We start from the raw sequence: 23,828 nt of genomic DNA on the forward strand, positions 1-23,828 counted from the left end.
CTGCACCTTATGGTGAAAGCGCGTTGATCGCTTTGCTGACCCGTTCATGCAGGATCAGCAGATCAGAGTCGCGATCTTTTTGCGTGTTAAGGCTGGCGATCAGCTCGGCACGCAGTTTTTCCAGATCACGGCGGGCGGTTTTGATTTTCTCGTAATTGGTCATCATTCGCTTCTCAATGGGACAACAAAACGGGGATTTTGATCTTTTCAAGCACCTCGGCGGTCACGCCACCAAGGAAATCTTCGCGAAATTTGGAGTGCTCATAGGCACCCAGCACCAGCAGCGAGGGGTCATGCCGCTCGCAATAGGACAACAGAGTCTGTGAAACCGGATGGGTTGTCGGAAAGTCCTCATGCACCGCTTCGACGCCGTGGCGGTCGAGATGGGTCATCAAATCGGTGATCGGCCAGGATGTGCGTTTGCCGACCGTCAGCACGCTGACCCGGCCATCGGCCTCAAGCAGGCGCAAGCTGTCCGACAGCGCCCGCGCGGCGGCGCGACCACCGTCCCATGCCAGCGCCGCGTGGCTGTGCTGCGCGCCTGCGTCATAGCCCGCGGGCACCACGATCACCGGACGCCCGGACTGCAAGGCGATGCGATCAGGATGGTGGGTCACATGGGCGTCGTCACTCTCGGTCCGGGCACCGACGATCAGCATGTCATAGTACCGCGCGCCTTCGGAAAGCAGCATGTCGACGCGGCCGGTCTCCTCGCGGAAATCCAGCGCGTCGCCCAGACCGAGGGCGGGGCGGAGTTCTTCGAACCGGCGGATGACCTCGGCCAAGATTTCGCTGTTGGCAGCCTCCAACAGGGCGCGGGCCTCTTCGGGGATCCAGCGCGAGCGTCGGTCGATCACCTCATGCGCGGTATGCGCAAGGATCGCCGTCACATGCGCGCCGCGCCGTTTCGCGAGCGAGGCCGCATAGCGCAGCGCGGCTACGGAGGCATCGGAACCGTTGAAGGCGACAAGCAGGTTCATCACGGGCATGTCAGCGGCCCTCCCAAATGCGCGAGGGGACAAAGACACAGCCATCCGCCAGCTTGCGGGCTGTTCGCAGCAGCCCGGCGGAGTTCAGCGCGAAGCCGTCCGACGTGTCGTAATCCACCAGCACGTCGATCGTGCCAGAGGCATGTTCAAGCATCACATCGGCGGGGCTTTGGCCGGGACGCTCAAGTAGACCGTCTGCCACACTGCCGGGCGTGAGCGCGCAGGAAGCAAGACATTGCGCCCCGGTCACCGCCATGGAGGGGTGCGTGTTCCACGGCATGAAATAGCGCGTCGCGATGGTGCCACCGTTCTGGGCTGGGGCGAGCAGACCGAACTTGGGCGTGACGGATTTTGCCACGTCTCCCATGCCCATGGCGGCCCCGGCCTGAAGGCGGATGGCTTCCATACGGGCAAAGAAATCCTTGTTCGCGTCAAGCTCGGCGACGCTCTCGTACCCCGTCAGGCCAAAGTCCGCCGCGCGGGCGATGACCATCGGCATGGCGACATCCATGCAGGTGACTTCGATCCCGTCAAAGGTATCGCGGATATTGCCCGTGGGCAAAAACGCCCCGGTCGAAGAGCCGACAACCCCCATGAAGTTCAACGCCACGGCCGCTCCGGCTCCGGGCACGCCCGCGATCTCGGTGTCGCCGTCATAGGTGAGCACGCCGCCGGGGGTCAGCACTTTGGAGAGCACCTTGGCCCCGGTGTTGACGGCATGGATCTTCACATCGGTCACATCGCCGGTTGGCTGGACGAGGCCCAATTCCACCGCCGCAGGGCCAACACCTGACAGGATGTTTCCGCAGGTCGGTTTGAAATCGACCAGCCGATCCTCGACCGAGACTTGGGCGAAGAAATAGTCCACATCGGCCCAAACGTCCTCCGAAGGCGATAGCATTGCGACCTTGGTGGTGACCGCCGCGCCGCCGCCGATTCCGTCGATGTTGAGCGGATGGCCGGAGCCCACCACAGCGAGCAGCACCTCGGCCAGAGTTTCGCGGTCTTGGGGCAGATCCGCGCGGTTGAAGTATGGCCCCCGCGAGGTGCCGCCGCGCATGAAGAGATAGGGGATAGCAGTCTGTGTCATCTCTAAGCTCCTCAGTTCAGCGGCCAAGGCAGATCGACTGCGCCTTGCAGCAGACCCGGCGGGAAATCACGGTTGAGTGCCCCGGCCATGACGCACATCAGCGCGATGCCGCAGGCCGTCAGGATCAGGGTTTTCGGCCAATGCGCCTGTGCGCGGACCCGCAGGAAGCTGATCAAAAAGCCCAAGAGCGCGAGGATGAAGCCGACGAAGTATGTGGCGACGATCAACCCCACGAACCACGCCAGCGTGCTCCAGAGGCCATAGGGCGCATCAGCGTCCTCGCCCGAGACTTCCTTGTCGGCAAAGATCGCATCGCTTTCGGGGCGCAGGATCATCTGCACCAGCAAGATCAACAGTGCAGCCAAGGCGATACCCCCCACAACCAGCGGCACGATCTTGTCGGTCATGTTGTAGTCAGGGATTAGCGAGGCATTGATCAGCGCGGCCACGACGTAGCCCATGATGATCAGCAAAAAGACCAAGGGCGCGCGTTTGGAGCCGGACTGAACATCGCCTTCAGCCATGATCGATTTGGCCTGACGCAGGCCCAAGACGACCGAGACCACGGTGACGATCAGCAGCACGATCACAATGGGGGAGAAGACATAGTCCATCCCATCCTCAAAAGATTTGCGGAACCGGAACGACGCGATCTGAAACGCTTGGTTCGAGAATTTCTCGACCGGGTTGGACAGCACGAAACCGATGAGGAAGGCCGGGCGCGACCAGTCGAAGCGGCGCAGGAAGATACCGATCAGGCCGATCACGAAAAGCGCGAGAATGTCTTCGAAGTTCTGCCCCGACTGGAACGCCGCGAAGGAGATCAGCATGAAGAGGAACGGCGCGAGGTAGGTGAAGCGGATCGTTGTCAGCTTGGCGATTCCGCCCGAGGCCGCGATGCAGACCAGCGTGCCCACAACATTGGCCAGCGCCAGCAGCCAGACAATCGAATAGGTGATGTCGAGGTTGTCGCGCAGCATCGAGGGGCCGACTTCGATCTCGCCGGAACCCAGCAGGGCGATGGCACCGATGAAAATCGCCATGGAGCCAGAACCGGGAATGCCGAACAGCAGGGTAGGGACCAAGCCGCCGCCCTCTTTCGCATTGTTCGAGCTTTCCGGCCCGATCACGCCGCGCACTTCGCCCTTGCCGAAATTCGATTTGTCCTTCGTCGTCTGAACCGCGTGCCCATAGGCGATCCAGTCAACGACTGACCCACCAAGGCCGGGGATGACGCCGACCACCACGCCGATCAGTGAGCAGCGCACCGACAGCCATTTGTTGGCCACCCAGTCCCGCACGCCGTCGCCCCAGCCCGCGCCGAGTTTGGCTTCTTTTGAAATCGCTCGGTCTTGGCGCAGGAGCGATACGATCTCGGGCACGGCAAAGATGCCAAGGCCCACGATCACCAGTTTCAGGCCGTCTGTTAGATAGGGGATGTCATAGGTCGCCATCCGCAGGGAGCCGCCCGCATCAGCCTCGCCGATGGTGCCGATCAGCAGGCCGAGGCCCGCTGCCGCCAGACCTTTAAGCGCTACGCGCCCCGCCAGCACCGCCACCATCGACAGACCGAGGATCGAGATCATCAGCATTTCGGGCAGGCCGAAGGACAACACGATGGGCCGCGCCACGACGATGAACAAAGTCAAGAAAGCCGCGCCGACCAGCCCGCCGAAGAGCGATGAGGTGAAAGCCGCCGAAAGCGCCCGCGCGGCTTGGCCTTTCTTGGCCATGGGAAAGCCATCGAGCACCGTAGCTTGGCTGGCCGAAGAACCGGGGATGCCCATCAGGACCGAGGCAAAGGTGTCAGAGGTTGGCACCACGGCGACCATGCCAATCATCAGCGCCAGACCCAGCACCGGGTCCATGCCGAACATGAAGGGCAAGAGCAGAGACAATCCCGCGATCCCACCGAGGCCGGGAAAGACGCCGACAGCCAGGCCCATGACGACGCCCAACACCAGATATCCCAGTACTACAGGTTGCAAAATTAGAGCCCATGCCTGGCCAAGCGCAGGCAGAGCGGTTGCGAACAGATCCATCGCACCGACCTCGAAATGTTAGATTAAAGGGAGGGGGTGGCCCCGGGGCGCGCCCGGGGCCAAGAGGGTTTCGCTTACTTCCGCGAAACGCCATAGGCTTCTTGCAGCCAGTTGGTGACGAAGGCCTTCGCCTCCGCGGAGACGGTCGTGCCGCGCTGCGTCGCCTTTGCCGCGCCTTCACCTACGAAGACGGGGTATTTCCCGACGCGCTTCTCGGCGATTTGGGCGAAATCTTCGCGGTTGCGCACCGCGTCGAAGGCTGCCGTGTAGGTTTCGATCACGTCATCGGGCGTCCCTGCGGGCAGGAAGGCGATCTTTTGCACCGGAAAACCTGCGATGAAGAAGGCTTTCCACGCGTCCCAAGCCTCACCTTCGGTCTCACAGCCTTCGGTCGCTTCGCAGACTTCCTTAAAGGTCAGGATGTCGGGGAAAGTGGGGTCACGAACGATGTTGCCGTCTTCGTCCAGCGCGCCCCATGTCATCATCGGCACGGCTTGACCCTTTTCGACCAGATCGGCAGAGGCACCGAGGTAGCTCGACGAGGTCTGGTAGTCGATCGTGGCCTCGCCGCGCTCAAACATCAGACGGCCATCGCCACGGCCCTTGATGCCAAAAACCGGCTCTACATTCATGCCCAGCATTTCCCATGCCAGCAGCGGCACGAGGTCAAGGCGCGTGGCCCCTTGCGAGCCGTAGATGAAGTTGATGTCTTTAAGGTTATTGGCGGTGCCATCGAATTTCTCACCGTCCGCGGGGTTCAGATAGGCGACGCCCCCGGTGCCCGATGCCATGACAGGCTTCCAGTCGCTGTACTCATACCGCACACGCGGATCGTCCAGCAGATAGGGGAACTGGGTCGAGCCGGAGGTGCCGAAAAGAACCGTGCCCTCGTCATGCTCTTGCTCTTGGAACCAGTTGGCACCTTTGGTTGAACCCGCGCCCGGCATGAACTTGACCACGACGGTGGGGTTGCCGGGCAGTTCTTCGGACAAGAGCGGCGCAAAGAAGTTGGCCCATTTGGCCGAGCCGCCGGTTTCCGAGAAGGGGATGACCCACTCGATGGTTTTCCCTGCAAAGTCGACTTCGGCCAGCGCCGGGGCGGCAAGGCAAGCAGCAGATACAGCGGTTGCGGCGAAATACTTGATAGTCATTGGTGTCCTCCCGTAGACATTCTGTATCGGTCAGACTTTCACGCCTGCCGTAATTCGTATTTGTTTCAGGGAACGAATCCCTCCTCCAACACGGGCACACTGCCTTTCCAACCTTGCGCGAAACTTGCGCATCAGGATTAAGTTTTAATCATGCGCATTGCAGTCATCGAAGACAATGAGGCTCTGGCACAGGGAATTGCCCATCGCTTGCGCGATCGGGGCCATGCGGTGGACCTGCTGCATGACGGGGAAGATGCTGACATTTTCTTGCGACACGAGGGGGCTGACCTGATCGTGCTGGACTGTAACTTGCCCGGTTGTGACGGGCTGGAAGTTTTGAGCCGTCTGCGCCGCCGCGGCGATGGCACGCCAGTGATCCTGCTGACCGCGCGGGCCGAGACTTCAGAGCGAGTAGCAGGGCTGGATGCCGGAGCCGATGATTACCTGACCAAACCCTTCGAGATGGATGAGCTCGAGGCCCGGCTGCGTGCCATGGCGCGGCGCAAAAACCTTGAGTTCGCCGCCCGCGACGCGATTGGCCCCTTGGTCTTTGACCGCACGAACCGGCAGCTGCTGGAGGGGGAGCAGCCACTGGCTTTTCCTCGTAAAGAACTGGCGACGCTTGAATGTCTGTTGGAACGGCGCGGACGCATCGTCTCGAAATCCCAACTGATCACCCACGTCTATGGCACCGGGGCCGCGCAGGAAGACAGCGCCATCGAGCCGCATGTGTCCCGTCTTCGCAAACGGTTAGAGCCCTTCGGCATCCGCATCAAAGCCGCCCGTGGGCTGGGCTATATGTTGGAGGTCGACAGCGCATGACCTCGATGTCGCTGCGCTCTCGGCTGTTCATGCTGATCCTGCCGCCGCTGCTGCTGCTTTCGATCGTTCTGGGGTTTTGGCGCTTTGAAGTGGCGCAGCGCACCTCTGAAACCCTGTTCGACCGGAGCCTGCTGGCCGCGGCCTTGGCAATCTCTCGCGATGTGGCAATCTCAGGCGGGGATGCGCTTTCTCCCAGCACGCGGGATTTCGTCTCGGATGCCGGGGGCGGTGAGCTTTTTTACCATGTCACGGGCCCAGGTGGCATCTACATCACCGGCTATGCCTATCCCCCCGTCTCTGGCGGTCGGGCGGGCGAGGATCGGCTGAACTACACGATGGCGGAATATCGGGGCGAGCCTGTGCGGGTTTTGCGGATGCGAGAGAGCACGACCATCGGCAACCTCACGGGCGATACGATCGTCACCGTCTGGCAAAGGGACAGTGACCGAAATGCCTTTGCCGCCGCTCTGGCGCGCCGCGCGGCGGCGTTGATCGCCAGCCTGATGGCGGCCCTTGCTTTGGTGGTCTGGTTCGGGGTGAAGATCGGCCTGCGCCCCTTGAACGATTTACAAGATGCGATCCAACACCGATCTCCCGATGACCTGCGCGATATCCGCCGCCCGGTCCCGGCCGAGGTCTTTGGTATTGTCGCCACTTTGAACAGGCTTTTCGGGCAGGTGCGCCAGAGCATTGAGGACCATCAGGTCTTTATCTCCAACGCCGCGCATCAGCTGCGCAACCCCGCCTCCGCACTGTTGTCATTGGCCGAGGTTTTGCCAGATGTCAGCGACCCGCAAGAGCGTCGCCTGCGCGAACGCGAATTGATTGCCGCCGCGCGTAAATCGGCGCGGCTCGCCAATCAGTTGTTGTCTCTCGAACGGTTGCGCTACGACGAGACGTCAACATTCGATAGACTGGAACTTAACGCTGTCGCTGCCGAAGTATGCAGTGACTTTGCCCCGACGGTCCTGTCGCGGGACATAGGCTTTGGCTTCGAGCCATGTTCGGAGCCGCTACCGATCAATGGTGACAATGTGCTGCTGGGTGAGGCGATCACCAATCTACTTGAAAACGCGCTGTCCCATGGGGGCCCAGGCCTCTCAGCGATCCGCGTGAGCACCGTGGCCGAGGCGGGGTATGCGGTGCTGACCGTACAAGATGACGGCATCGGCATCCCCAAAGACAGCACGCAGGCCGCGTTTCAACGGTTCGGTCAATTGAGCGAAGGGGAGGGCAGCGGGCTTGGGCTTGCCATCGTTCAGGATGTCCTGCGCCGTCACGGTGGTGACGTCGAGCTGTTGCCGCAGGAGCGGGGGTTGGTCGTGCGGTTGAAAGTCCCGTTGGTGTCGCCGGTCGCAAAGCCCTGACACAAACAGCGCGCCGCTTACTACTCAAATTCGTGTACCCAGTTACATAGGTAAATGCATCGATCCTGTCGACCGCGTCGTGGTTTGGTGCAGACTTACCGTTCTGGTGCAGACTTTCCGTTCTAAATCAAATTCGCTTGCTTGCAGGTATTTAGCTTTATGCAATTCGGTTTCTTGGTCTGCAAGCGGCGCATAGGGAGCGGCAAGCCGACAGAGTTCCGATGGTGCGACAAAGCACGAATGGCCGTTTTGGGCGGATTGCGGACCTTCGCTGCAGGTGCGAAGCATGGGGAAGGCAATGGTGAAAGCGGGCGTATCACGAGCGGCTAAGACTTCATTGTCTTTCTAAAAAGCTGGCCTGCCCAAAGTCGACAGATCCACGTGCCGGTTTGTTCGATTTCAGAAAGGCAGGCGGATGCACGATACAGGAGCTTGCTATTTTCTTTGCCAGTGGACCGCGATCGCTTGAACGTGGGACTAGAGCCATCTTTCAAACGACCGCGGCACTGCGATTACTTCCCGGTGAAAGTGTATTTGCCTTCTGCCCGCACATACAGCATGCAATCATCTTCGATCTGGCAAGACAGATCATATGATCCGCCTGTTTCGGAGCCAAAATAGCTGCCGGGAACCAGATCGCTTTCTGTGGAACCTTCCGGGACGGTTAGGTCCGTTTTGCCGGAGATTGTGACAGCGCGGAGCAATTCAGCATTGCTTTCGAGCGTGCCGGAAGTTCCTGCCGGAATTTTCAGGAATGTTGCATTGGTTGCGCTGCTCTCTCCCCAAAGGTAGGCGAGCTGAGGGGCGGCCGTGTTGTCCTTGGCGGCAGGCTGATCGATCCATGTCACATCATCCGTGCTTAGCCAGACAACGTTGCTTGAATCTAAATTCACTGGAAGTTCATGGTTGTCAAAAGCCTCTTCGGTCGGCCGGACCAGATATGGCCCTTCGAGGATCTCCAAAAAGATCGTTGCGCCGCCCTCTGCCGCCGCAGATGTGATGTGAGGCTCACCCGCCGGCTGTGACCAAAAAGAGCCCGGCCCCATCCACATATTTGCGGCATCGGGATCATCATTGTGGACTGCACCTTCGATAACGATGCCCCGATAGGTAATGTTGTGAATATGGGGCGGCGAAGAAAAGTTCTCTCCGAATTTGATAATGGCACCGGTGGGCACGTCTTTGGCTATATCCCCCCAGAGCACGCCGGCCTGAGGTGCTGCGTCTCCGCGTGCAGGGTTGAGCGGCTGATAAGTAACATCCGAAAATTTCACGATCTCGGTGGCTTCTTGTGCAAAGGATTGCTGCGAACTTAGCGATAGGGCTATTGCGGCTATGGGCAGAACGGAGTGTTTCATCATGTCATATACTTTCGTGGTGAAGTGTCTTGGCTCGTTGCCGGGAGTGAGATACTATGAAACCAACGAATGATAATGGCTTCAAAAAGTAATACACTATTCGGCTGTGGCAAATAATGATTAACGATCTGAAATTGCTGGAATTGTTCGTTCGGGCAGCGCGGTTGGGAGCTATCGGTAAGGCCGGTGCAGAGTTTGGTTTGTCGCCGACGAGCGCGACGCAACGCATTCAGGCACTCGAATCCGAAGTGGGCGCGCAGCTTTTGCACCGGACAACTCGAAGTGTCAGTGTGACGCTTGAAGGGGAGCGCTTGCTGAAACATGCAGAGCGGATTTTCGAGACGGTGCAGGACGCCATGCTTGACGTAAGTGGCGAAAATCAAGTCCTGCGCGGCACTCTAAGATTGGCTGGCCCTGCCTCATTCGGGCGGAAGTACATTGCGCCATTTGTGACGGAATTCTTGTCGATGCATCCGGGTTTGACCGTGCAACTCCACCTTAGTGATACGGTTTTTGACATCGTGGATAACGGGTTCGATTGTGCTATCCGGTTGGGTGCTCTGGAAAGTTCGAGCCTCAAGGCGCAAAAGCTTAGTTCATGTCCACGTATTCTGGTTGCTGCGCCAGACTACCTAAAAGCGATGGGCACGCCACAAACGCCACAGGATCTGGTTCATTTTGACTGCGTAATTCGCGATGCATTGCAAAACTGGAAGTTCAAAGGGCCTCATGGGAAGGAAGATGCCGTCAAAGTTGCGGGCCGTTTTGTGACCAATCTTGCGGAGGGTGTTACCGAAGCTGCCATTTCCGGCTTTGGCATCGCGCGCAAATGTACATGGGAAGTTGCCGAGCATCTTGAAAGTGGTGAACTGGTAACTGTCTTGGACAGATATAGCGTCGCGCCGGAGTGGAACATTCACTTCATGCGCCCGCCCGGCGGGATCGAGCCGCTTAGGGTCCGGCAATTCAGATCGTTTATCAAACAAAAAATGGCGCAGGTGCCGACTTTGAGGCAGTGAAGCGGTTTTTACAATGACCGGTAACTTGCGACCCACGACCGAACGGCGCCGTTTTGGATTATGGTGCCCGATATACTCAGCAGGGCATATATGGCGGCCGGATTTGATTGGACTGGGCGTGAGATTGACCTCAAGGCGTTCGCCAACAACCGTCTCATTTTTTCACAAAATGAGACACTTACATTTGTGAAAATGTTCGTGTTTCGCTACGCTATATAAGCCTAATTCAGCACGTCAGCCCATTCGGGGTGTTTCCGAAACTCTGAGGCGGTGAAGGGGCACAGCGGCACGATCTTTTTGCTTTGCTTTCGCATGTCAGCGACAATTTGTTCAATAAGCATCTGCCCGTACCCGCGACCCCGCAAGGCGTCGTCGACTTCGGTGTGGTCGATGATGACGATCTTATCTCCAGCTTTGGAGAAGGTCGAGACGGCCTCGCCACCCTCGGTTCGGAGGACATAGCGTCCCCCTGTTTCTCCGTCTTCAAAATCTACCTGCATGAGGGGCTCCGTCAAATTTTCAACTGAGGTTCAGCTATTCAAATGGTTCCAGACCTCGCTCATGACGACCGAGCCTTCGCCCACCGATGACGCCACTCGCTTGACCGAGCCGGACCGCACGTCGCCAACTGCAAAAATGCCGTGGGTCGATGTTTCAAACGGCGATCGGCCACCGTTTTCGGTGCCTGTCAGAACAAAGCCCTTATCGTCCAACGGGGCGTGCCCGGCCAGCCAATCTGTATTGGGCGCCGCCCCCGCCATGATAAAAACTGTGCGGCTGTCATAGCGATGATGCGTGCTGTCGGCTTTGTTTTTCACTGTCACTGCGGATAGCTTGCCATCGCCATGCAGATCGGAAATTTCTGCTTGGTAATGGATTGTTATCCGCGGATCGGCCTCAAGACGCGACGACAGATAATCCGACATAGACGCGGCAAGGCTGCCGGAGCGCACCAGAAGATGCACATGCGCAGCTGTGCGGCTGAGGAACATGGCCGCTTGCCCCGCGGAATTGCCGCCGCCTACAACGATGGCTTCCGAGTTTCGGCAAAACCGAGCTTCCATTTCTGTGGCGGCATAATAAACGCCGACGCCTTCGAATTCTTCCAGTCGCGGGATCGGCAGCTTGCGATACTGAACACCCGTTGCCACCACAATCGACCGTGCGCAGAGTTCGCGTCCGTTTGAACAGGTGGCGTAAAAGCGGTCGTCGCGATGGGCTAATGCCTCGATCCGCAATGGCATGGCAAATCGGGTGCCGAATTTCATCGCCTGGACTTCGCCGCGCCACACAAGGTCTCCACCTGAAATTCCCGTTGGAAATCCCATGTAGTTTTCGATCCGGCTGGACGTGCCTGCCTGTCCACCGATGGCGATATCTTCTGCGACGACGGCAGATAGTCCCTCGGCACCAGCATAAACCCCTGCGGCTACGCCCGCAGGCCCGCCCCCGACAATCAGGACATCGACCACTTCGCCGTTCGGGATCACCAGCTCAAGCCCCAACGTCCGAGCGAGCTTTTCCGGCGTCGGATCGTAAATCACCTCACCGCCAAAGATCACCGCAGGGCCACAACCTTGTAGATCACAGCTTGTGCGTTCCGCGTCGGCCTCGGCGCTTTCAAGATCAATCAGTTGCGCGGCGATCCGGTTGCGCTGTGCAAAGACGGCGATCTTCTGAATATCCTTGTCAACATCCGCGCCGATCAACTTGAGCTCGGTTTGTCCATGCTCGATGTTTCCGCGGCGTCGCGCCGCAAAAACGGTCAGGATAATATCGCTCATCTCGGGGATGCGGGACATCAGTTTAATCAGGTCTGCGTTTCGGACCGCGATCACTGTCGAGGTTTCACACGCCCTCATCTGGATCATTGACACCGCACCGGACAGCGTCCCGATTTCACCGGTAAATTGGGAAGGCCCCATCGTCGCCGCGATTGTCCGCTCCTGCGTAATCGGATGCACAACCTCTATCTCCCCGCTTTCAATATAAAGCAATTCCTCCAGCGGATCACCGGGTCGAATGATCGTGTCGCCTGCGGCATAGGTCCGTATCGTTCCAACCTGTCGCAGCGCTTCGACATGGTCCGCATGCAAGGGCGTCCGCTGCATCTGACTAAGATCGTTGGCAAAGCTTTCCATGCTTAGCATCCCTTTTAGCTATTTGTTGGTTGCTCTCGGCGCGTCGAACCCCCGTTGATGAGAATAAACGCATGATGCACAGGCGCTCAATGAACCTTATGTTACAGGCATGCCGCACGTTATTTCCGTTGCATATTCGGGCGGCCTGAACCGCCCGAATATATCGCTATGTTAAGGGACAACCCGGCCTTAGAACGGCGCGAAATTGTCAAATTCTTCCGTTGGTACGGACCACCTGTCCTTGGCCGAGATTTGCGGCGTCGGCGTGCTGCCATGCGGAATTTGTCCGTGTTGACCATACAGCCACAGAACAAAGTTATAGCGTTCGCCTTCAGTGATCGGCTCGGACGCGTGGGGGACGCTGCCGTGGTGGATCAGGGCGGTGCCGGGTTCAAAAGTCAGTTTTTCAACGCGGCGTGAAACCGGATCGATGAAGCTGACGGCCGAACCGGAGTACCCTTCGCCGGGCAGGTTCAGGTTGATATTCAGTGTCACCGCAGAGGCATCCGAATGAGGGCGCAGGGACGTATCTTTGCTGGCCTGCCACCGGATAGAGAACCCGAATGTCTGTGTGTCGTAGCCTACAACGTCAGGGAACAGCAGACGAGACACGGGCCGCATGTAGGCGTCCATCATCTCGCGGTAGAAGCCCTGAAACCCGGGCGCGGCAAGATACCCTTCGGAGCGCGGGTCAAGCATGGCACCACCACGGTTCAGCACGATCCCGTAAGGGGGGCGCAATGGGATGTCCGCATCGGCAACGCCGTCAAGGTATTCACGCAGGGCCGCAAGGCGTTCGACATCAAAGAATTGCGCGCGATAGACGCCGGGGAACACTTCTTCCCACAGGTCCTTGACCGCACCTTCGGCTGTCGGATCTACCCAAGCCTGCTCCACGGCCGCGCGCAGTTTCGGATCGAAAATAGAGCTGTCGAGCTGAGGCAGTTTAGCCTCGTTCTCCGTCTGCCATTCTGACCAAGCGCGTTCAAACAGATCGCGGTTCTGGTTCCAGAATTGTTGGACAGAGAACTCGCGGTTAAGCATTTGTTCCCGGCTTGGGCGCGCAATGGAACGGGCTTGTTGAAGAGATGAAAGGGTCATTTAGGGGCATCCTTCTTATGTTGGAGCAGGTTTGATAAGCAATACTTATTGATCTCTCTCAGCTTGATAAACGGGCGTATTTTGTAATCAAAATTCGGTTAATGGATATAATCATCCGTTCGGGTTGGGACGCAGTTTTTCATCAAAATCCTATTTCGGAAAAACGAATGGCGCGGCGAGCCGAAGCCCGCCGCGCCATGCCGAACGCGCCTTGTGGTGCTTTATACGTCCACGACCACCTTGCCGATAGCCTTGCCGCTGGCAAGCCGGTCATAGGCTGCACCGACCTCTTCAAGGGTAAACTGGGGCTCATCCACGACCGGTTTCAATGCGCCGCTATCAATCAGCTTTGCCAGTTCGGCCAGGATTGCACCGTGGTCTGCACGGTCTTTGTCATGCAACATCGGGATCAGCATGAAAACGATGTGAAGCGAGGCACCCTTGAGGTGGGCGGGGGACAGGTCAAGCTCTGCCAACGCGAGCGTCGTGGCCACATGGCCGTTCAAGGCGACCGCGTTGAATGAGTTCGTCAGGTTGCCAGCGCCGACTGTATCCAGCACCGCGTCGAAACCTTTGCCGTCAGTATGCTTGGCGACGTAGTCCTCGACGGACTCCGCTTTGAAATCGATCGCTTCGGCACCAAGAGCGCGCACAACAGATAGGCGTTCATCGCCGCTGTCGGTGGCATAGACATCTGCGCCGAACTCACGCGCCAGTTGCACGCCGATGTGCCCGACGCCGCCAGAACCGCCATGCACGAGTACCTTCTGGCCCTCGCTTACGCCGGCCCGCTTGAGCCCCTCATAAGCGGTGATCCCGACCAGCGGGATCGCGGCCGCTTCGCGCATGGATAGGGATTTCGGCTTTTTCGCGATCAGCCGTGCATCAGCCGGCATGTATTCCGCCAGAGCGCCCTGAAGGTTGGCCAGACCACCGGCGCAGCCATATACTTCGTCGCCCACGGCGAAACCGGTCACACCCTCGCCGACTTCTTCAATCGTGCCAGCAAAATCCATGCCCAAAACAGCAGGTGTAGCGGGGGCAAAACCAAGGTCCGTGCCCATATTGCGGATCATCATGTCGATTGTGTTGATACTGGTTGCTTGAACGCGAACAATCACATGACCGGTGTCTGCGGTTGGTTTGGGCAGCTCGGTCAATGCAAAGGCGGAGTTGGGTCCGTATTCGGAGAGGGCCATGGTTTTCATCGGATTTTCCTTTCGATGTGTTTGTTGACACAGAACTAACACGTCTGAATATTTGGGTAATCGGTGCAATTCGGAGTTCAGTTTTCGGATTTTGAAGGTAATGCTGTCATCTGCGCGTGGACGGCGACCAAACAGAAAGAACCGCACCGTGAATACTGGCGCGGTTCTTGAGTAGTGCCCTTAATAAGGGGAGTTTAGTTGATGTCTTGAACCTTCATGACCAGATCGCCCCAATTGCGCTGGTTCTCGATGTCGTGCTCAAGCCCTTGTTCGTCAGCCACTGTGAAACGCTTGATGGCCGGGGTTTTGCTGGTCGCTTGATAAAGCCAATAGGCCTCTGCCTTCAGGGCTTCTTCAATTGGTTTGTCGATAGATTCGTAAACCATCTGCTTACAGGCGTTAATCGAAGCCGCGGGAAATTTGGAAATGCGCTGCGCCAGCGCGTCAACGTAGGGGCCGATCTCATCGGGCTCGAGCGCCTTGTTGATTGTGCCCATGCGTTCCGCATCATCTGCGTCGTAATCATTTGCGCTAAGGATAATTTCCAACGCTTTGCCCAAACCGGTTTGACGGGCCATACGAGACGCGCCGCCTCCACAGGGCAGAATGCCCATGCCGACTTCCATTTGCATAAACTTGTACTTGCCACGCGCGGCGAACCTCATATCGAGCGCCAGTGCCAGTTCATGGCCTCCGCCACGTGCAAACCCTTCCAGCTTCGCAATGGTCGCTTGCGGCACCCTGCTAATCCGTTCGCATACCATTTGTAGGTCAAGCAATACCGCGTTTTCGCGCGAAACGGCTTCGATCGCCATATCTTTAAGAAGCTCCGTATCGTAATGCGCCACCCAGATTTCGGGGTGCGCCGACTGGAAGATTACAACCTTTGTATCGCGGTCCCGCTCAAGCCGCATGGCAAGGCTGTTCAGGTCGGCGAGCATCTCTTGTCCCTGAACGTTGACCGTTCCATAATCGAACGTCACGGTAGCGATGGCATCTTTGACATCGACGCTAAACGTTGTGAAATTCTCGTACTTCATAGCATCTCTCCGTTGTGGTGCCCTGTTTTGCGCAGGGCTTGAGTTGTGAGCCGAAGCTCTTTTTCGTGCCCCTATGATGAGATGATCCAAATTTTGGATAAACGGGGGTGAAGTTAGCTACAGAATTCGGATTTTGAATATAAATTGCGTGCCGCTTTATTGCTGAGTCGATGTCCGTCTTTCTTCGACGCGCAGAGCAATTCCTGCTCAAGGTGCACCACACTCTGGATCAAAGTGTCTCAAACTGTCTCACGGTGAGACAGTTTGCGCGATCAAGCCCCGCGTGGGCGTCAGCACCGTTGTTTTGCGGCCTAACAGGATCAATCCTCACCATAGCGTTAATGCGGCAGGGAGAGGCCGTGCACATGGGAGGAGGAATTCATGTCACCAACACGCGAAGAACAGCATTGGATGTATCGCAATATGGTCACGAGCCGGAGGTTCGAAGAGGCCATTGCGAAGATCTATTTCGAGGGCAAATCACCGGCGTTCAACATGGCCAATGGGCCGATCCCGGGTGAAATGCACCTGTCCGACGGGCAGGAGCCAGTGGCGGTGGGGGTTTGTGCGCACCTGACTCCCGAGGATGTGGTCACAGCCACCCACCGTCCACATCATCAGGCCATCGCCAAAGGCGTCGATCTGGATAAAATGGCCGCCGAGATCTTCGGTAAGAAAACCGGCTTATCCGGTGGTCGCGGCGGGCATATGCATCTCTTTGATGATAATGTGAACTTTGCCTGCTCCGGTATTATCGCGCAGGGCATGGGCCCCGCCGTCGGCGCGGCGCTGAGCCGTAAAATGCAAGGCAAGCCGGGCGTGGCCGTGGCTTTCGTCGGTGAAGGCGCGGTGAACCAAGGCGGCTGGCACGAGGCGATGAACCTTGCCGCCGTTTGGAACCTGCCCTTTATCTGCGTGGTCGAGGATAACGGCTGGGGCATTTCTGTCGCCAAAGAAACCGCCAGCAGCATCGGCAGCCATGCAGACCGCGCGGCGGCTTATGGCATCCCCGGAAAACGGATTGAGGGCAACGACCCCTATGCCATCTTTGAAGCAGCGGGCGAGGCGATTGCGCGGGCGCGCGCAGGTGAAGGCCCATCGCTGCTGGAATGTGAAACCTACCGTTTAGCGGGCCACTTTATGGGTGACGCCGAGGCCTATCGTCCCGAAGGGGAAAAGGACGCGCTGTTTGAAAAAGATCCGATCCCCAAAATGAGGGAAAGATTGCTCGCCGAAGGTGCTGCCAGCGAGGCGGACTTGGACACGATCGAGGAAGAATCTGCTGCGCGCGTTGATGCCGCGATCAAGTTCGCCCGCGAAAGCGATGATGCAGCCCCCGAAGATGCGCTGACGCGCGTGTTCGCAGCATAAACGGGAGGGAGAGACATGACCAAATCGAACGAGAGAAAACTGACCATCGCCCGCGCTATGGCCGAAGCCACCGCACAGGAAATGCGCATCGATCCCTCCGTCTTCGTGATGGGCGAGGACATCGGCCCTCTGGGCGGCGTCTATGGCAACACCCGTGGGTTAATCGAGGAGTTCGGGGCGGAACGCATCCGCGATACGCCGATTTCGGAAACTGCCTTTATTGGTGCTGCTGTTGGTGCGGCGCAGGATGGCATGCGTCCGGTGGTCGAACTGATGTTCGTCGACTTCTTTGGCGTCTGCTTTGATGCGATCTACAATCTGATGGCCAAGAACATCTATTTCTCCGGCGGCAACGTGAAAGTGCCAATGGTTCTGATGACCTCAACCGGTGGTGGCTATTCCGATGGCGGCCAGCATTCGCAGTGTCTGTACGGCACCTTTGCTCACCTGCCCGGAATGAAGGTTGTGGCCCCATCCAATGCCTATGACGCCAAAGGGTTGATGACGGCCGCCATGCGCGACGACAGTCCGGTGGTTTACATGTACCACAAGGGGCTTCAGGGCATGGGTTGGCTTGGCACCGAGGCGGGGGCGACTGTGCATGTGCCGGAAGAGACCTACACTCTGGAAATCGGCAAGGCCAAGGTCGTGCGCGAAGGCAAGGATGTATCCATCGTCAGTTGCGGCATGGGCGTTCACAACGCGCTGAAGGCCGCCAAGAAGCTTGAAGAACAAGGCGTCAGTGCCGAGGTCGTCGATCTTGTCAGCCTTGTCCCGCTGGACCGTGACACCATCCGCGCCAGCGTCGCCAAGACCGGCAGGCTGATTGTCGTGGACGAGGACTATATGAGCTACGGCCTCTCGGGCGAAATCATCGCCTCCGTGACCGAGCATGATATCTCGGTTCTCAAGGCCGCGCCGAAACGCGTTGCCTTCCCCGATGTGCCGATCCCATTCGCGCGGGTGATGGAGCAGTTCTGCCTGCCCAACCCTGACAAGATCGTCGCTGCCTGGGACGAGATGCAAGCGGCCTGAGCCGAACCAAAACCAACAAATCACTAATCAACGGGGTCGCATGCAGCGCGACCCCGAACAGGAAAGGACACTTCAAATGGCAACAGATATCGTCATCCCATCCGACCTCTGGGAAGAGGACGAAGAAACAGTGATCACCGGCTGGCTTGCTGATGATGGCGCGACCGTCGAAGAAGGCGCGTTGGTGGTCGAGATTATGACCGCCAAAGTGCAATACGAGATCAACGCACCAGCCTCTGGCACCCTGCGGATCAAGGAAGAGGCCGATGCCGTTGTGCCCAAGGGTGCCGTCATCGGGTCGGTCGAATGACCAAGGTTATTCCCCTCAAGGGCGTGCGCGGCATGATCGCGGATGCCATGACCAAAAGCCTTGCGACGGCCGCGCAGCTGACCCACCACGGCAGCGCCGATGCGACGGCCCTGATGGCCGAAAAAACCCGTCTGGGCGCGGCAGGTACCAAGATATCTGTTGAGGATCTCTTGATGCTGGCTGTGGTGCGCGCCCTGAAAAAGAACCCCGATGCCAACGGACGTGTCGAGGGGCGCGAGGTGCATTTGTCTGATGCGGTTGACCTGTCGGTGGCTATCGCCTTGCTCGGCAATCTGTTGGTCGCCCCTGCCATGTTCGGTGCCGATGCGATGGATGTAACCGAATTGCGTGCGGCGCGGCAGGATCTGGCCACGCGGGCCAAGATCAACAAGCTGACCGTGACAGAAATGACGGGCGGCACATTCACCGTCTCCAACCTAGGCCTGACGCGGGTGGAACATTTCACGCCGATCATCAACGCAGGGCAAATCTGCATCCTTGGTATCGGGCGTTTTACGGATCGCGCGGTGCGGGGCGAGGATGGCTTGATCGAACTGCGCCCCCATGTGGGCCTTTCGCTGACATTCGACCACCGCGCGCTTGATGGCGCACCGGCGGGTGATCTGCTGACCTCGATCTGCGAAGAGATCGAAAGGATGGCGGTGTGAACGCACCTCTCACATATGTGGAGGGCGTGGCCGAGGGGCTTGCCCTTGAGGCAGCGGCCTTCGCGGCGCAAGGCGCTGTAACCTATCTCTGGAGCCCACGCCGCCGCGCGCTTGTCTGTCCGGCGAGCCTGAGGCTCAAACCCGGATTTGAAACGGCGAAGCGTAATTCAGCCACGCGCGGCTGGCCGTTACATCTGCGCCCCACGGGCGGCGGCGCGGTCCCCCAAGGGCCGGGGGTCTTAAACCTCGCGCTGGCGTTTACCGCTGATCGGACGTTCTCCATCGAGGATGGATACCGCCTGATCACACGGATCATTCAGAATGCAATCCCCGCCGGATGGGCGACGGGTGCGACCCCGAACAGCTTTTGTGACGGCGCATGGAACCTGTCCCTGAAGGGCCGCAAAGCCGTTGGCACCGCGCAGCGCATACGCCCTGTTGGCAACGGGCAGCGCCGCATTCTGGCGCATGCGCTGATTTTGGTGGAGGGCGATCTGGCCGCCGGGGCAGCAGCCGTCGATGCGTTTCACCGTGACCTTTCCCTTGGCCCAATCGACGCGGGTGTTCACACGACGTTGGACAGGGCCATCCCGTCGCAGCGTGATCCGATGAACGCATTGGCCGCATCACTCAATGAAATAGCACAGCGCGACATTCTGCGCGCAACACAGCATTTAGGTCGCCGAGCGGCCTGAACCCAAACCCGCGTTAACAACAAGGGTAATCGATACCAAAGAGGAGGAACCAACCCATGACAGCCTATTCAGTTCTGGCCGTGACACCCACCGACGACAGCTGGATCCCCGGCTATATCGAGCCGGTCGGCAAGATCATCGCCAAACATGGCGGCAAGTATATTGCGCGCACAACCAGCCACGAACAGGTCGAGGGCGAAGACCAGCCCGCAGCCCTGCGCGTGATCCTTGAATGGCCGGATGCGCAAGCCGCCCGCGATTTCGTGAATGATCCGGACTACGCGCCCTATCTCGAGGCCCGCCACAAGGGATCGACCAGCGTTCATTTCATCATCGACGGCAAGGACGAACTTGCCTGAGAACCCTAAGATACCCAGCGGCGTCCTTGCGAATTCCGCTCCTGCCGACGGCCTGTGAGGACGCCAAGAAAAGTCAAATAAACCCACAATGTGATTGTGATCTGTACTCTATCACACCTCGCACGTGAGGCTCGGCGAAATGACGGAGCAACGCGCTCCGGTCGCCTTTGACAGGCGGTCCTCATTTGCGCGACGGTGGGCCGGCCTGCTTCAGGTCGGCCGCCGGATCTCGTATAACTTCAGTTTCCGGTTAATCGTTGCGCGCCCCATGCCAAGTACGCGAGCAGCTTCGCTGACATTCCACCGGCTGTTTGCGAGCGCATCAAGGATCATGCTGCGTTCGTCATATGCGGTTACCGGATTGGCGGGTACAATGGCGCAAACCGGTTCCGGTATCGCAGAGGCCAGAGGAGCGCCAACACAGGCTTGTTGCAAATCAAGCAGGTTGATCCGGTTGTCCTGCGCCGTTGCCAGTGCGTTTTGAAGCGCGCCGCGCATTTCGCGGACATTGCCATGGAACGGTAGGCGACAAAGCGCATCTTTGGCCTCGGCACTGAAGATGACGTTACAACCAGTCAGCTGCGCGCACAGGGCCTGGGCCAGAACCTCGGGATGTTCACGCCTTCGGAGGGGGGGCAGGAAGACCTTTGAGCCTGTTAGAAGATAAAATAGGTCGTCTCTGAAATGCCCCGCGTTGACGGCGTCTATCAAAGGTTTGCGGCTGGTGGAAACCACACGCAGGCGGCTGTCATGCCCATGATCATCCGTTTGGTGGCGGTGTTCTTCCTGTTCATTCAGGAAACGTCGCAGCTCTGCCTGCGAAGCGCCCGGCAACTCGTCCACATTGTCAAACACCAAGGTCGCGCGGGCACCCTTGCCATAGGACATTCTTGAAACGACGCGGGCTTGCTCAATGACCCTGCGCAAATGGTCTGTGTCGGCGTCACTCTCGCCAAGCGTCGCACAATCCAGATCGAAAACCGGTGCGTCAGGGGCATCGGTTTGCAGCAATGCGGCCACAAGCGCGGATTTCCCGGTTCCGGTTTCGCCTTCCAGATGCAGCATGGCTGTGTCTTCCAACATGGTTCGCGCACGGCGACAGGCGGCAGCCATGCTATGACTTCCGGTCGCCAACTGCTGTAGCGATGGCGGCAAGCGCGGTTTGCGCGCAGGGCCGGGCGGCAGCGGCTTGGACACCCGTTGGGGTGCGGCGGTCTTTGGCAAAGCAACCGTCAGGTTCACGGCGGCCCCATGATTGGCTGGAATCGAAAGTAGCCTCTCGGGCACATTCACCAGCCGATTGCTGTCGACGTGAAAGATCGCCTCGAACGCCTGACCTCTCAGCGATGCAGCGTTTGCACCGTCAAGGCAGGCGGAAACGGTCGAAGTGGCACCGATAATCATCCCTGCCTCGTTCACGGCGACCAGTGCATCTTCGGAGAGGACGTGATCACGCCCCACACGCGAGACCGTCACAAGCATCGCGTCGTTGAATTCCTTTTCAAAAAGGTTGCGCTGAATGCGATGCGCGGTCTTTGCCAACAGCTGCTGCCCAAACAGATAATCCGCGCGATTGCCCCGATCGACAGAGACAAGATTGATTGCACCAATCATCCCCCCGTTGGCATCCAGCACCGGAACGCCGGTACAGGCGAACTGTCTGAGCGTCGAAAAGTAATGATCCGCACCGCGCACAGTGATTGCGTGCCCCGTCCGCAAGGCCATGGATACGCCGTTTGTACCGGCCACGCGTTCGTCCCAACATGACCCAAGGGCGATGCCGTTCCATCCGTCAGAGCCACTCGTCGCCCCGCTATGCTCAATCCGAACAGAGACGCCATCGGCGTCGGTGACAACCAGACAATGACCGATTTCGCCCGCGACCGAAGCGAGATGTTGAAAGAAGCCCTGCCTGCCGCCGGTGCTCTCGACAATCTGTTCAAGTCGGGGGGCAACTTCGGAGGATTGGAGGCGCATGATAGGCCGCCCGGTATCGTGCCGCAGGTTATACTGCCGCGCACACCGGTCCCAGGACGCGGCAATCGCATCCGTTTGATTTGAGGTAATGAAACCTCTCATCACGTCTCCTCCCGACTCTTAGCTTAATGCGCAATCCCCTTGATCGGCAAACGTTTTGGGACGCCTCAGGCGCCAGCCAGCTCACGAATAGCCGCCATCAGTTGCGCGACATGTGCGCGGTCGGCGGCGGCGGGATCGGGCCGTGCGATGCGTCCGGTATCGTTGTCGTAATACTGCCCCGAGGCATTGGCGAATTCCTCGGACACTGCCGCACGGCGCAGGATGTCAGCCCCGATCCGCAGGTCATTGCCCGCCATTCCATAGGATTCCTTGACCATTTTTGTGGCAAGAAGAGACCCCGGGTTGACCGAGATAAACATCGGCCCGTCAGGGTGTTCGCGCGCCAATTCCTGCGACCAGATTGTCAACGCCAGCTTGCTTTGCGCGTAGGCTTCATTGTGGCCAAGCTGTTGCTCACCGCGCATGGCCTTGATGTTGACGGGCGCTTGTGCTGCTGACGAAAGGCTCACCACGCGACCGTCTTTTGGGATGATCGGCAGCAGACCAACGGTCAAAGCCCAGGGCGCGATTGTGTTGACCATGAAACGCACGTCCAGCCCGCTGTCCGTCTGTGTGTTGGGAACCTTCAGAACACCGGCATTGTTGATCAACACATCCAGGGTGTCATGTTTGGCACGGACATCTGCCACCAAGGCGTTAACATCCTCCAGCAGCGAAAGGTCAGCGCGGTAGGTTTCCGGATCGCCCCCGACCTCGCGTGCCGCGGCTTCCAACTTGTCCGCGCTGCGCCCGTGCAACAGGACGTTGTGGCCCTCAGCAGTCAGCGTCTTGGCTGTCAAAAGGCCGATCCCGTCCGTCGCGCCGGTGATAAGAATTGTCTTGGTCATGTGAATGTCTCCTCAGGTGTGCAAGGCGCGGGTGGGCGCTCTTTAATAGCGAACCAACGTACGGCTCTCGATGCTTTGGCGGGGCGCCGTGACTGTCGGGTCCTCGACCAGATCAATCGCACTGTGGCCAACGCAGGGGCGGCCGGAATTGTCGTAGATGTTGAAAAACGCGACCTCGTCAGGCGTCATCCGTGAGCGGTAAACCCATTCGTGCGCGTCGTCTTTTGCCAACCCCATCACCTGGCCCTTGCGATCGGGGTAGATCAAGTCAATCACGATCCAATCTGCGTCTCTGACCGTCGACGGCCGAATGAAGCCAAGCGGAGCCGAATTGATCGGGTTCGCGATCGGGCGCCAGACGTTGATAAAGGCATAATGACCCTGCGCCCATTCATCGGCCTGTCCAGGGCCCAGAATATCCACAAGACGCCTTTCCGCACCCTCGCGGCTATAATCGCTGTGGACGTGGCGGGCCGGGCGACGCTTGGCCTGCGGATCATCGATGCGTACTGTATGATCAAAGATGATCACCTCTTTTGCGCCAACTTCCTGTTTCAATAGATCGGCCAGTTCGGCATCATATCGGCTCTGCCAATTGTCGCCTTTGAAATCCAATATAGCCGTTGGGGCGTTGGCAAAAGCAAAGCCATCCTCTGCAAATTCCGTGGCGGCCTCGCAGTTCCGTTGATCCTTCACTGCGATCTTGGCAGCGAAAAACTCCGGCTCGATAAGGTTGCCAGCAATGCCATCCACATCAATTTCGAACGCCTGCCGAAACGGCTTGTGGACGTGGTAATTCACGGTTCCGGTCTGTGTCATCAGAAACTCCTTTCCATCATGATCGGGCCAGTCTGCTCGGCGGATTACCGCAAAAGCCTTGAGTTGATGTCAGCCTTAGGATGCGAATTTATACCTCGTGCTTCACGCAATAAACTGCCGAGAGTGGAGTTCACTTTCTTGATTTTGGGTATAATCGATGGGCACCGATCACCTGCGATTGTTCGTAATGGCAGCAGAGCGGCTCAATATCAGCGCTGCGGGTCGTGAACTTGGCCTTGCACCTGCCGTGGCAAGCGCCCGCCTCGCCAAGTTGGAAACTGAACAGCCCCTAGATTTGTAGACGCTTTCTTCCCTA

The 23,828-nt window shown here is 58.5% G+C and carries 23 protein-coding genes and 1 pseudogene; 10 read left to right on the forward strand and 14 right to left on the reverse strand.

Annotated features, from left to right (window positions below):
• Nucleotides 1-7: 7 nt before the first annotated feature.
• The 5 genes from ABM428_RS04800 to ABM428_RS04820 form a co-directional block, all read right to left on the reverse strand.
• On the reverse strand, nucleotides 8-166 hold the full coding sequence (locus ABM428_RS04800) for a hypothetical protein (RefSeq protein ID WP_206338393.1): 159 nt from the start codon (nucleotides 164-166) through the stop codon (nucleotides 8-10).
• Between the two features lie 7 nt (nucleotides 167-173).
• Nucleotides 174-989 (reverse strand): universal stress protein, encoded by an 816-nt coding sequence (locus tag ABM428_RS04805; RefSeq protein WP_005851799.1) that lies wholly within the window; start codon nucleotides 987-989, stop codon nucleotides 174-176.
• Nucleotide 990: 1 nt separating this feature from the next.
• Entirely contained in the window at nucleotides 991-2,079 is a 1,089-nt protein-coding gene (locus ABM428_RS04810) for a 4-oxalomesaconate tautomerase (RefSeq protein WP_353628212.1), read from the reverse strand.
• Nucleotides 2,080-2,090: 11 nt separating this feature from the next.
• Nucleotides 2,091-4,121, reverse strand: coding sequence for a tripartite tricarboxylate transporter permease (locus tag ABM428_RS04815; RefSeq protein ID WP_353628213.1), 2,031 nt, complete (start codon nucleotides 4,119-4,121; stop codon nucleotides 2,091-2,093).
• Between the two features lie 74 nt (nucleotides 4,122-4,195).
• Complete coding sequence (locus ABM428_RS04820) at nucleotides 4,196-5,272, reverse strand: tricarboxylate transporter (RefSeq protein ID WP_353628214.1); 1,077 nt, start codon at nucleotides 5,270-5,272, stop codon at nucleotides 4,196-4,198.
• A gap of 150 nt (nucleotides 5,273-5,422) precedes the next feature.
• Here ABM428_RS04820 and ABM428_RS04825 point away from each other — a divergent pair, with 150 nt between their 5' ends.
• Nucleotides 5,423-6,094: a response regulator transcription factor gene (locus tag ABM428_RS04825; protein WP_005851808.1), complete on the forward strand. Its 672-nt coding sequence runs from the start codon at nucleotides 5,423-5,425 to the stop codon at nucleotides 6,092-6,094.
• Complete coding sequence (locus ABM428_RS04830) at nucleotides 6,091-7,461, forward strand: sensor histidine kinase (RefSeq protein WP_132997068.1); 1,371 nt, start codon at nucleotides 6,091-6,093, stop codon at nucleotides 7,459-7,461. The genes ABM428_RS04825 and ABM428_RS04830 overlap by 4 nt, the downstream gene beginning before the upstream one ends.
• Before the next feature lie 512 nt (nucleotides 7,462-7,973).
• Here ABM428_RS04830 and ABM428_RS04835 read toward each other — a convergent pair.
• Nucleotides 7,974-8,822: a DUF4437 domain-containing protein gene (locus tag ABM428_RS04835; RefSeq protein WP_353628215.1), complete on the reverse strand. Its 849-nt coding sequence runs from the start codon at nucleotides 8,820-8,822 to the stop codon at nucleotides 7,974-7,976.
• A 113-nt stretch (nucleotides 8,823-8,935) separates the two neighbouring features.
• Between ABM428_RS04835 and ABM428_RS04840 the strand changes: the two genes are divergently transcribed.
• Nucleotides 8,936-9,838, forward strand: coding sequence for a LysR family transcriptional regulator (locus tag ABM428_RS04840; protein ID WP_353628216.1), 903 nt, complete (start codon nucleotides 8,936-8,938; stop codon nucleotides 9,836-9,838).
• A 221-nt stretch (nucleotides 9,839-10,059) separates the two neighbouring features.
• Here the strand turns inward: ABM428_RS04840 and ABM428_RS04845 are convergent, their stop codons facing one another.
• The 5 genes from ABM428_RS04845 to ABM428_RS04865 form a co-directional block, all read right to left on the reverse strand.
• A complete protein-coding gene (locus ABM428_RS04845) occupies nucleotides 10,060-10,338 on the reverse strand; it encodes a GNAT family N-acetyltransferase (protein ID WP_353628217.1) in 279 nt (92 codons plus the stop codon).
• Nucleotides 10,339-10,368: 30 nt separating this feature from the next.
• Nucleotides 10,369-11,979, reverse strand: a complete 1,611-nt coding sequence (locus tag ABM428_RS04850; protein ID WP_353628218.1) for an FAD-dependent oxidoreductase — start codon at nucleotides 11,977-11,979, stop codon at nucleotides 10,369-10,371.
• A 189-nt stretch (nucleotides 11,980-12,168) separates the two neighbouring features.
• Nucleotides 12,169-13,080, reverse strand: coding sequence for a 2OG-Fe(II) oxygenase (locus ABM428_RS04855; RefSeq protein WP_132997063.1), 912 nt, complete (start codon nucleotides 13,078-13,080; stop codon nucleotides 12,169-12,171).
• Between the two features lie 221 nt (nucleotides 13,081-13,301).
• Nucleotides 13,302-14,288 (reverse strand): zinc-dependent alcohol dehydrogenase family protein, encoded by a 987-nt coding sequence (locus ABM428_RS04860; protein ID WP_132997062.1) that lies wholly within the window; start codon nucleotides 14,286-14,288, stop codon nucleotides 13,302-13,304.
• A 194-nt stretch (nucleotides 14,289-14,482) separates the two neighbouring features.
• On the reverse strand, nucleotides 14,483-15,328 hold the full coding sequence (locus ABM428_RS04865; protein WP_132997061.1) for an enoyl-CoA hydratase/isomerase family protein: 846 nt from the start codon (nucleotides 15,326-15,328) through the stop codon (nucleotides 14,483-14,485).
• A gap of 381 nt (nucleotides 15,329-15,709) precedes the next feature.
• Here ABM428_RS04865 and ABM428_RS04870 point away from each other — a divergent pair, with 381 nt between their 5' ends.
• The 6 genes from ABM428_RS04870 (at nucleotide 15,710) to ABM428_RS04895 (ending at nucleotide 19,766) form a co-directional block, all read left to right on the forward strand.
• The gene (locus ABM428_RS04870) at nucleotides 15,710-16,699 is read left to right on the forward strand and encodes a thiamine pyrophosphate-dependent dehydrogenase E1 component subunit alpha (protein ID WP_240790798.1); all 990 of its coding nucleotides are present in this window, start codon (nucleotides 15,710-15,712) and stop codon (nucleotides 16,697-16,699) included.
• Nucleotides 16,700-16,714: 15 nt separating this feature from the next.
• Nucleotides 16,715-17,734 (forward strand): alpha-ketoacid dehydrogenase subunit beta, encoded by a 1,020-nt coding sequence (locus ABM428_RS04875; protein ID WP_037943486.1) that lies wholly within the window; start codon nucleotides 16,715-16,717, stop codon nucleotides 17,732-17,734.
• A gap of 76 nt (nucleotides 17,735-17,810) precedes the next feature.
• Nucleotides 17,811-18,044, forward strand: a complete 234-nt coding sequence (locus ABM428_RS04880; protein WP_005851830.1) for a biotin/lipoyl-containing protein — start codon at nucleotides 17,811-17,813, stop codon at nucleotides 18,042-18,044.
• Nucleotides 18,041-18,712: a 2-oxo acid dehydrogenase subunit E2 gene (locus tag ABM428_RS04885; protein ID WP_132997060.1), complete on the forward strand. Its 672-nt coding sequence runs from the start codon at nucleotides 18,041-18,043 to the stop codon at nucleotides 18,710-18,712. The genes ABM428_RS04880 and ABM428_RS04885 overlap by 4 nt, the downstream gene beginning before the upstream one ends.
• On the forward strand, nucleotides 18,709-19,407 hold the full coding sequence (locus ABM428_RS04890; protein ID WP_353628219.1) for a hypothetical protein: 699 nt from the start codon (nucleotides 18,709-18,711) through the stop codon (nucleotides 19,405-19,407). Before ABM428_RS04885 ends, ABM428_RS04890 begins: the two co-directional genes overlap by 4 nt.
• Before the next feature lie 56 nt (nucleotides 19,408-19,463).
• On the forward strand, nucleotides 19,464-19,766 hold the full coding sequence (locus tag ABM428_RS04895) for a DUF1330 domain-containing protein (protein WP_064216752.1): 303 nt from the start codon (nucleotides 19,464-19,466) through the stop codon (nucleotides 19,764-19,766).
• A 210-nt stretch (nucleotides 19,767-19,976) separates the two neighbouring features.
• Here ABM428_RS04895 and ABM428_RS04900 read toward each other — a convergent pair whose 3' ends face one another.
• The 3 genes from ABM428_RS04900 to ABM428_RS04910 all read right to left on the reverse strand — a co-directional run bounded on the left by ABM428_RS04900 (nucleotide 19,977) and on the right by ABM428_RS04910 (nucleotide 23,512).
• Nucleotides 19,977-21,743 carry a sigma-54-dependent Fis family transcriptional regulator gene (locus ABM428_RS04900; RefSeq protein WP_165934318.1) on the reverse strand — a complete coding sequence of 589 codons (1,767 nt, stop codon included), beginning with the start codon at nucleotides 21,741-21,743 and terminating at the stop codon, nucleotides 19,977-19,979.
• 167 nt (nucleotides 21,744-21,910) lie between these two features.
• Nucleotides 21,911-22,693 (reverse strand): SDR family NAD(P)-dependent oxidoreductase, encoded by a 783-nt coding sequence (locus tag ABM428_RS04905; RefSeq protein WP_353628220.1) that lies wholly within the window; start codon nucleotides 22,691-22,693, stop codon nucleotides 21,911-21,913.
• Between the two features lie 42 nt (nucleotides 22,694-22,735).
• On the reverse strand, nucleotides 22,736-23,512 hold the full coding sequence (locus ABM428_RS04910; RefSeq protein ID WP_132997056.1) for a CmcJ/NvfI family oxidoreductase: 777 nt from the start codon (nucleotides 23,510-23,512) through the stop codon (nucleotides 22,736-22,738).
• 157 nt (nucleotides 23,513-23,669) lie between these two features.
• Here ABM428_RS04910 and ABM428_RS04915 point away from each other — a divergent pair.
• Nucleotides 23,670-23,810 (forward strand): annotated as a pseudogene (locus tag ABM428_RS04915) (LysR family transcriptional regulator); the annotation flags it as partial.
• Between the last annotated feature and the right edge of the window lie 18 nt (nucleotides 23,811-23,828).

The organism is Sulfitobacter sp. TCYB15, from assembly GCF_040435955.1.
Taxonomy (GTDB): Bacteria; Pseudomonadota; Alphaproteobacteria; order Rhodobacterales; family Rhodobacteraceae; genus Sulfitobacter; species Sulfitobacter pontiacus.

Coding starts and splice junctions, on each gene's coding strand:
- ABM428_RS04810 (WP_353628212.1), bottom strand. CDS start 2,079: ATGACACAGACTGCTATCCCCTATCTCTTCATGCGCGGCGGCACCTCG.
- ABM428_RS04900 (WP_165934318.1), bottom strand. CDS start 21,743: ATGCGCCTCCAATCCTCCGAAGTTGCCCCCCGACTTGAACAGATTGTC.
- ABM428_RS04835 (WP_353628215.1), bottom strand. CDS start 8,822: ATGATGAAACACTCCGTTCTGCCCATAGCCGCAATAGCCCTATCGCTA.
- ABM428_RS04880 (WP_005851830.1), top strand. CDS start 17,811: ATGGCAACAGATATCGTCATCCCATCCGACCTCTGGGAAGAGGACGAA.
- ABM428_RS04830 (WP_132997068.1), top strand. CDS start 6,091: ATGACCTCGATGTCGCTGCGCTCTCGGCTGTTCATGCTGATCCTGCCG.
- ABM428_RS04805 (WP_005851799.1), bottom strand. CDS start 989: ATGCCCGTGATGAACCTGCTTGTCGCCTTCAACGGTTCCGATGCCTCC.
- ABM428_RS04825 (WP_005851808.1), top strand. CDS start 5,423: ATGCGCATTGCAGTCATCGAAGACAATGAGGCTCTGGCACAGGGAATT.
- ABM428_RS04820 (WP_353628214.1), bottom strand. CDS start 5,272: ATGACTATCAAGTATTTCGCCGCAACCGCTGTATCTGCTGCTTGCCTT.
- ABM428_RS04875 (WP_037943486.1), top strand. CDS start 16,715: ATGACCAAATCGAACGAGAGAAAACTGACCATCGCCCGCGCTATGGCC.
- ABM428_RS04885 (WP_132997060.1), top strand. CDS start 18,041: ATGACCAAGGTTATTCCCCTCAAGGGCGTGCGCGGCATGATCGCGGAT.
- ABM428_RS04840 (WP_353628216.1), top strand. CDS start 8,936: ATGATTAACGATCTGAAATTGCTGGAATTGTTCGTTCGGGCAGCGCGG.
- ABM428_RS04865 (WP_132997061.1), bottom strand. CDS start 15,328: ATGAAGTACGAGAATTTCACAACGTTTAGCGTCGATGTCAAAGATGCC.
- ABM428_RS04850 (WP_353628218.1), bottom strand. CDS start 11,979: ATGGAAAGCTTTGCCAACGATCTTAGTCAGATGCAGCGGACGCCCTTG.
- ABM428_RS04905 (WP_353628220.1), bottom strand. CDS start 22,693: ATGACCAAGACAATTCTTATCACCGGCGCGACGGACGGGATCGGCCTT.
- ABM428_RS04910 (WP_132997056.1), bottom strand. CDS start 23,512: ATGACACAGACCGGAACCGTGAATTACCACGTCCACAAGCCGTTTCGG.
- ABM428_RS04870 (WP_240790798.1), top strand. CDS start 15,710: ATGTCACCAACACGCGAAGAACAGCATTGGATGTATCGCAATATGGTC.
- ABM428_RS04800 (WP_206338393.1), bottom strand. CDS start 166: ATGATGACCAATTACGAGAAAATCAAAACCGCCCGCCGTGATCTGGAA.
- ABM428_RS04815 (WP_353628213.1), bottom strand. CDS start 4,121: ATGGATCTGTTCGCAACCGCTCTGCCTGCGCTTGGCCAGGCATGGGCT.
- ABM428_RS04855 (WP_132997063.1), bottom strand. CDS start 13,080: ATGACCCTTTCATCTCTTCAACAAGCCCGTTCCATTGCGCGCCCAAGC.
- ABM428_RS04860 (WP_132997062.1), bottom strand. CDS start 14,288: ATGAAAACCATGGCCCTCTCCGAATACGGACCCAACTCCGCCTTTGCA.
- ABM428_RS04845 (WP_353628217.1), bottom strand. CDS start 10,338: ATGCAGGTAGATTTTGAAGACGGAGAAACAGGGGGACGCTATGTCCTC.
- ABM428_RS04895 (WP_064216752.1), top strand. CDS start 19,464: ATGACAGCCTATTCAGTTCTGGCCGTGACACCCACCGACGACAGCTGG.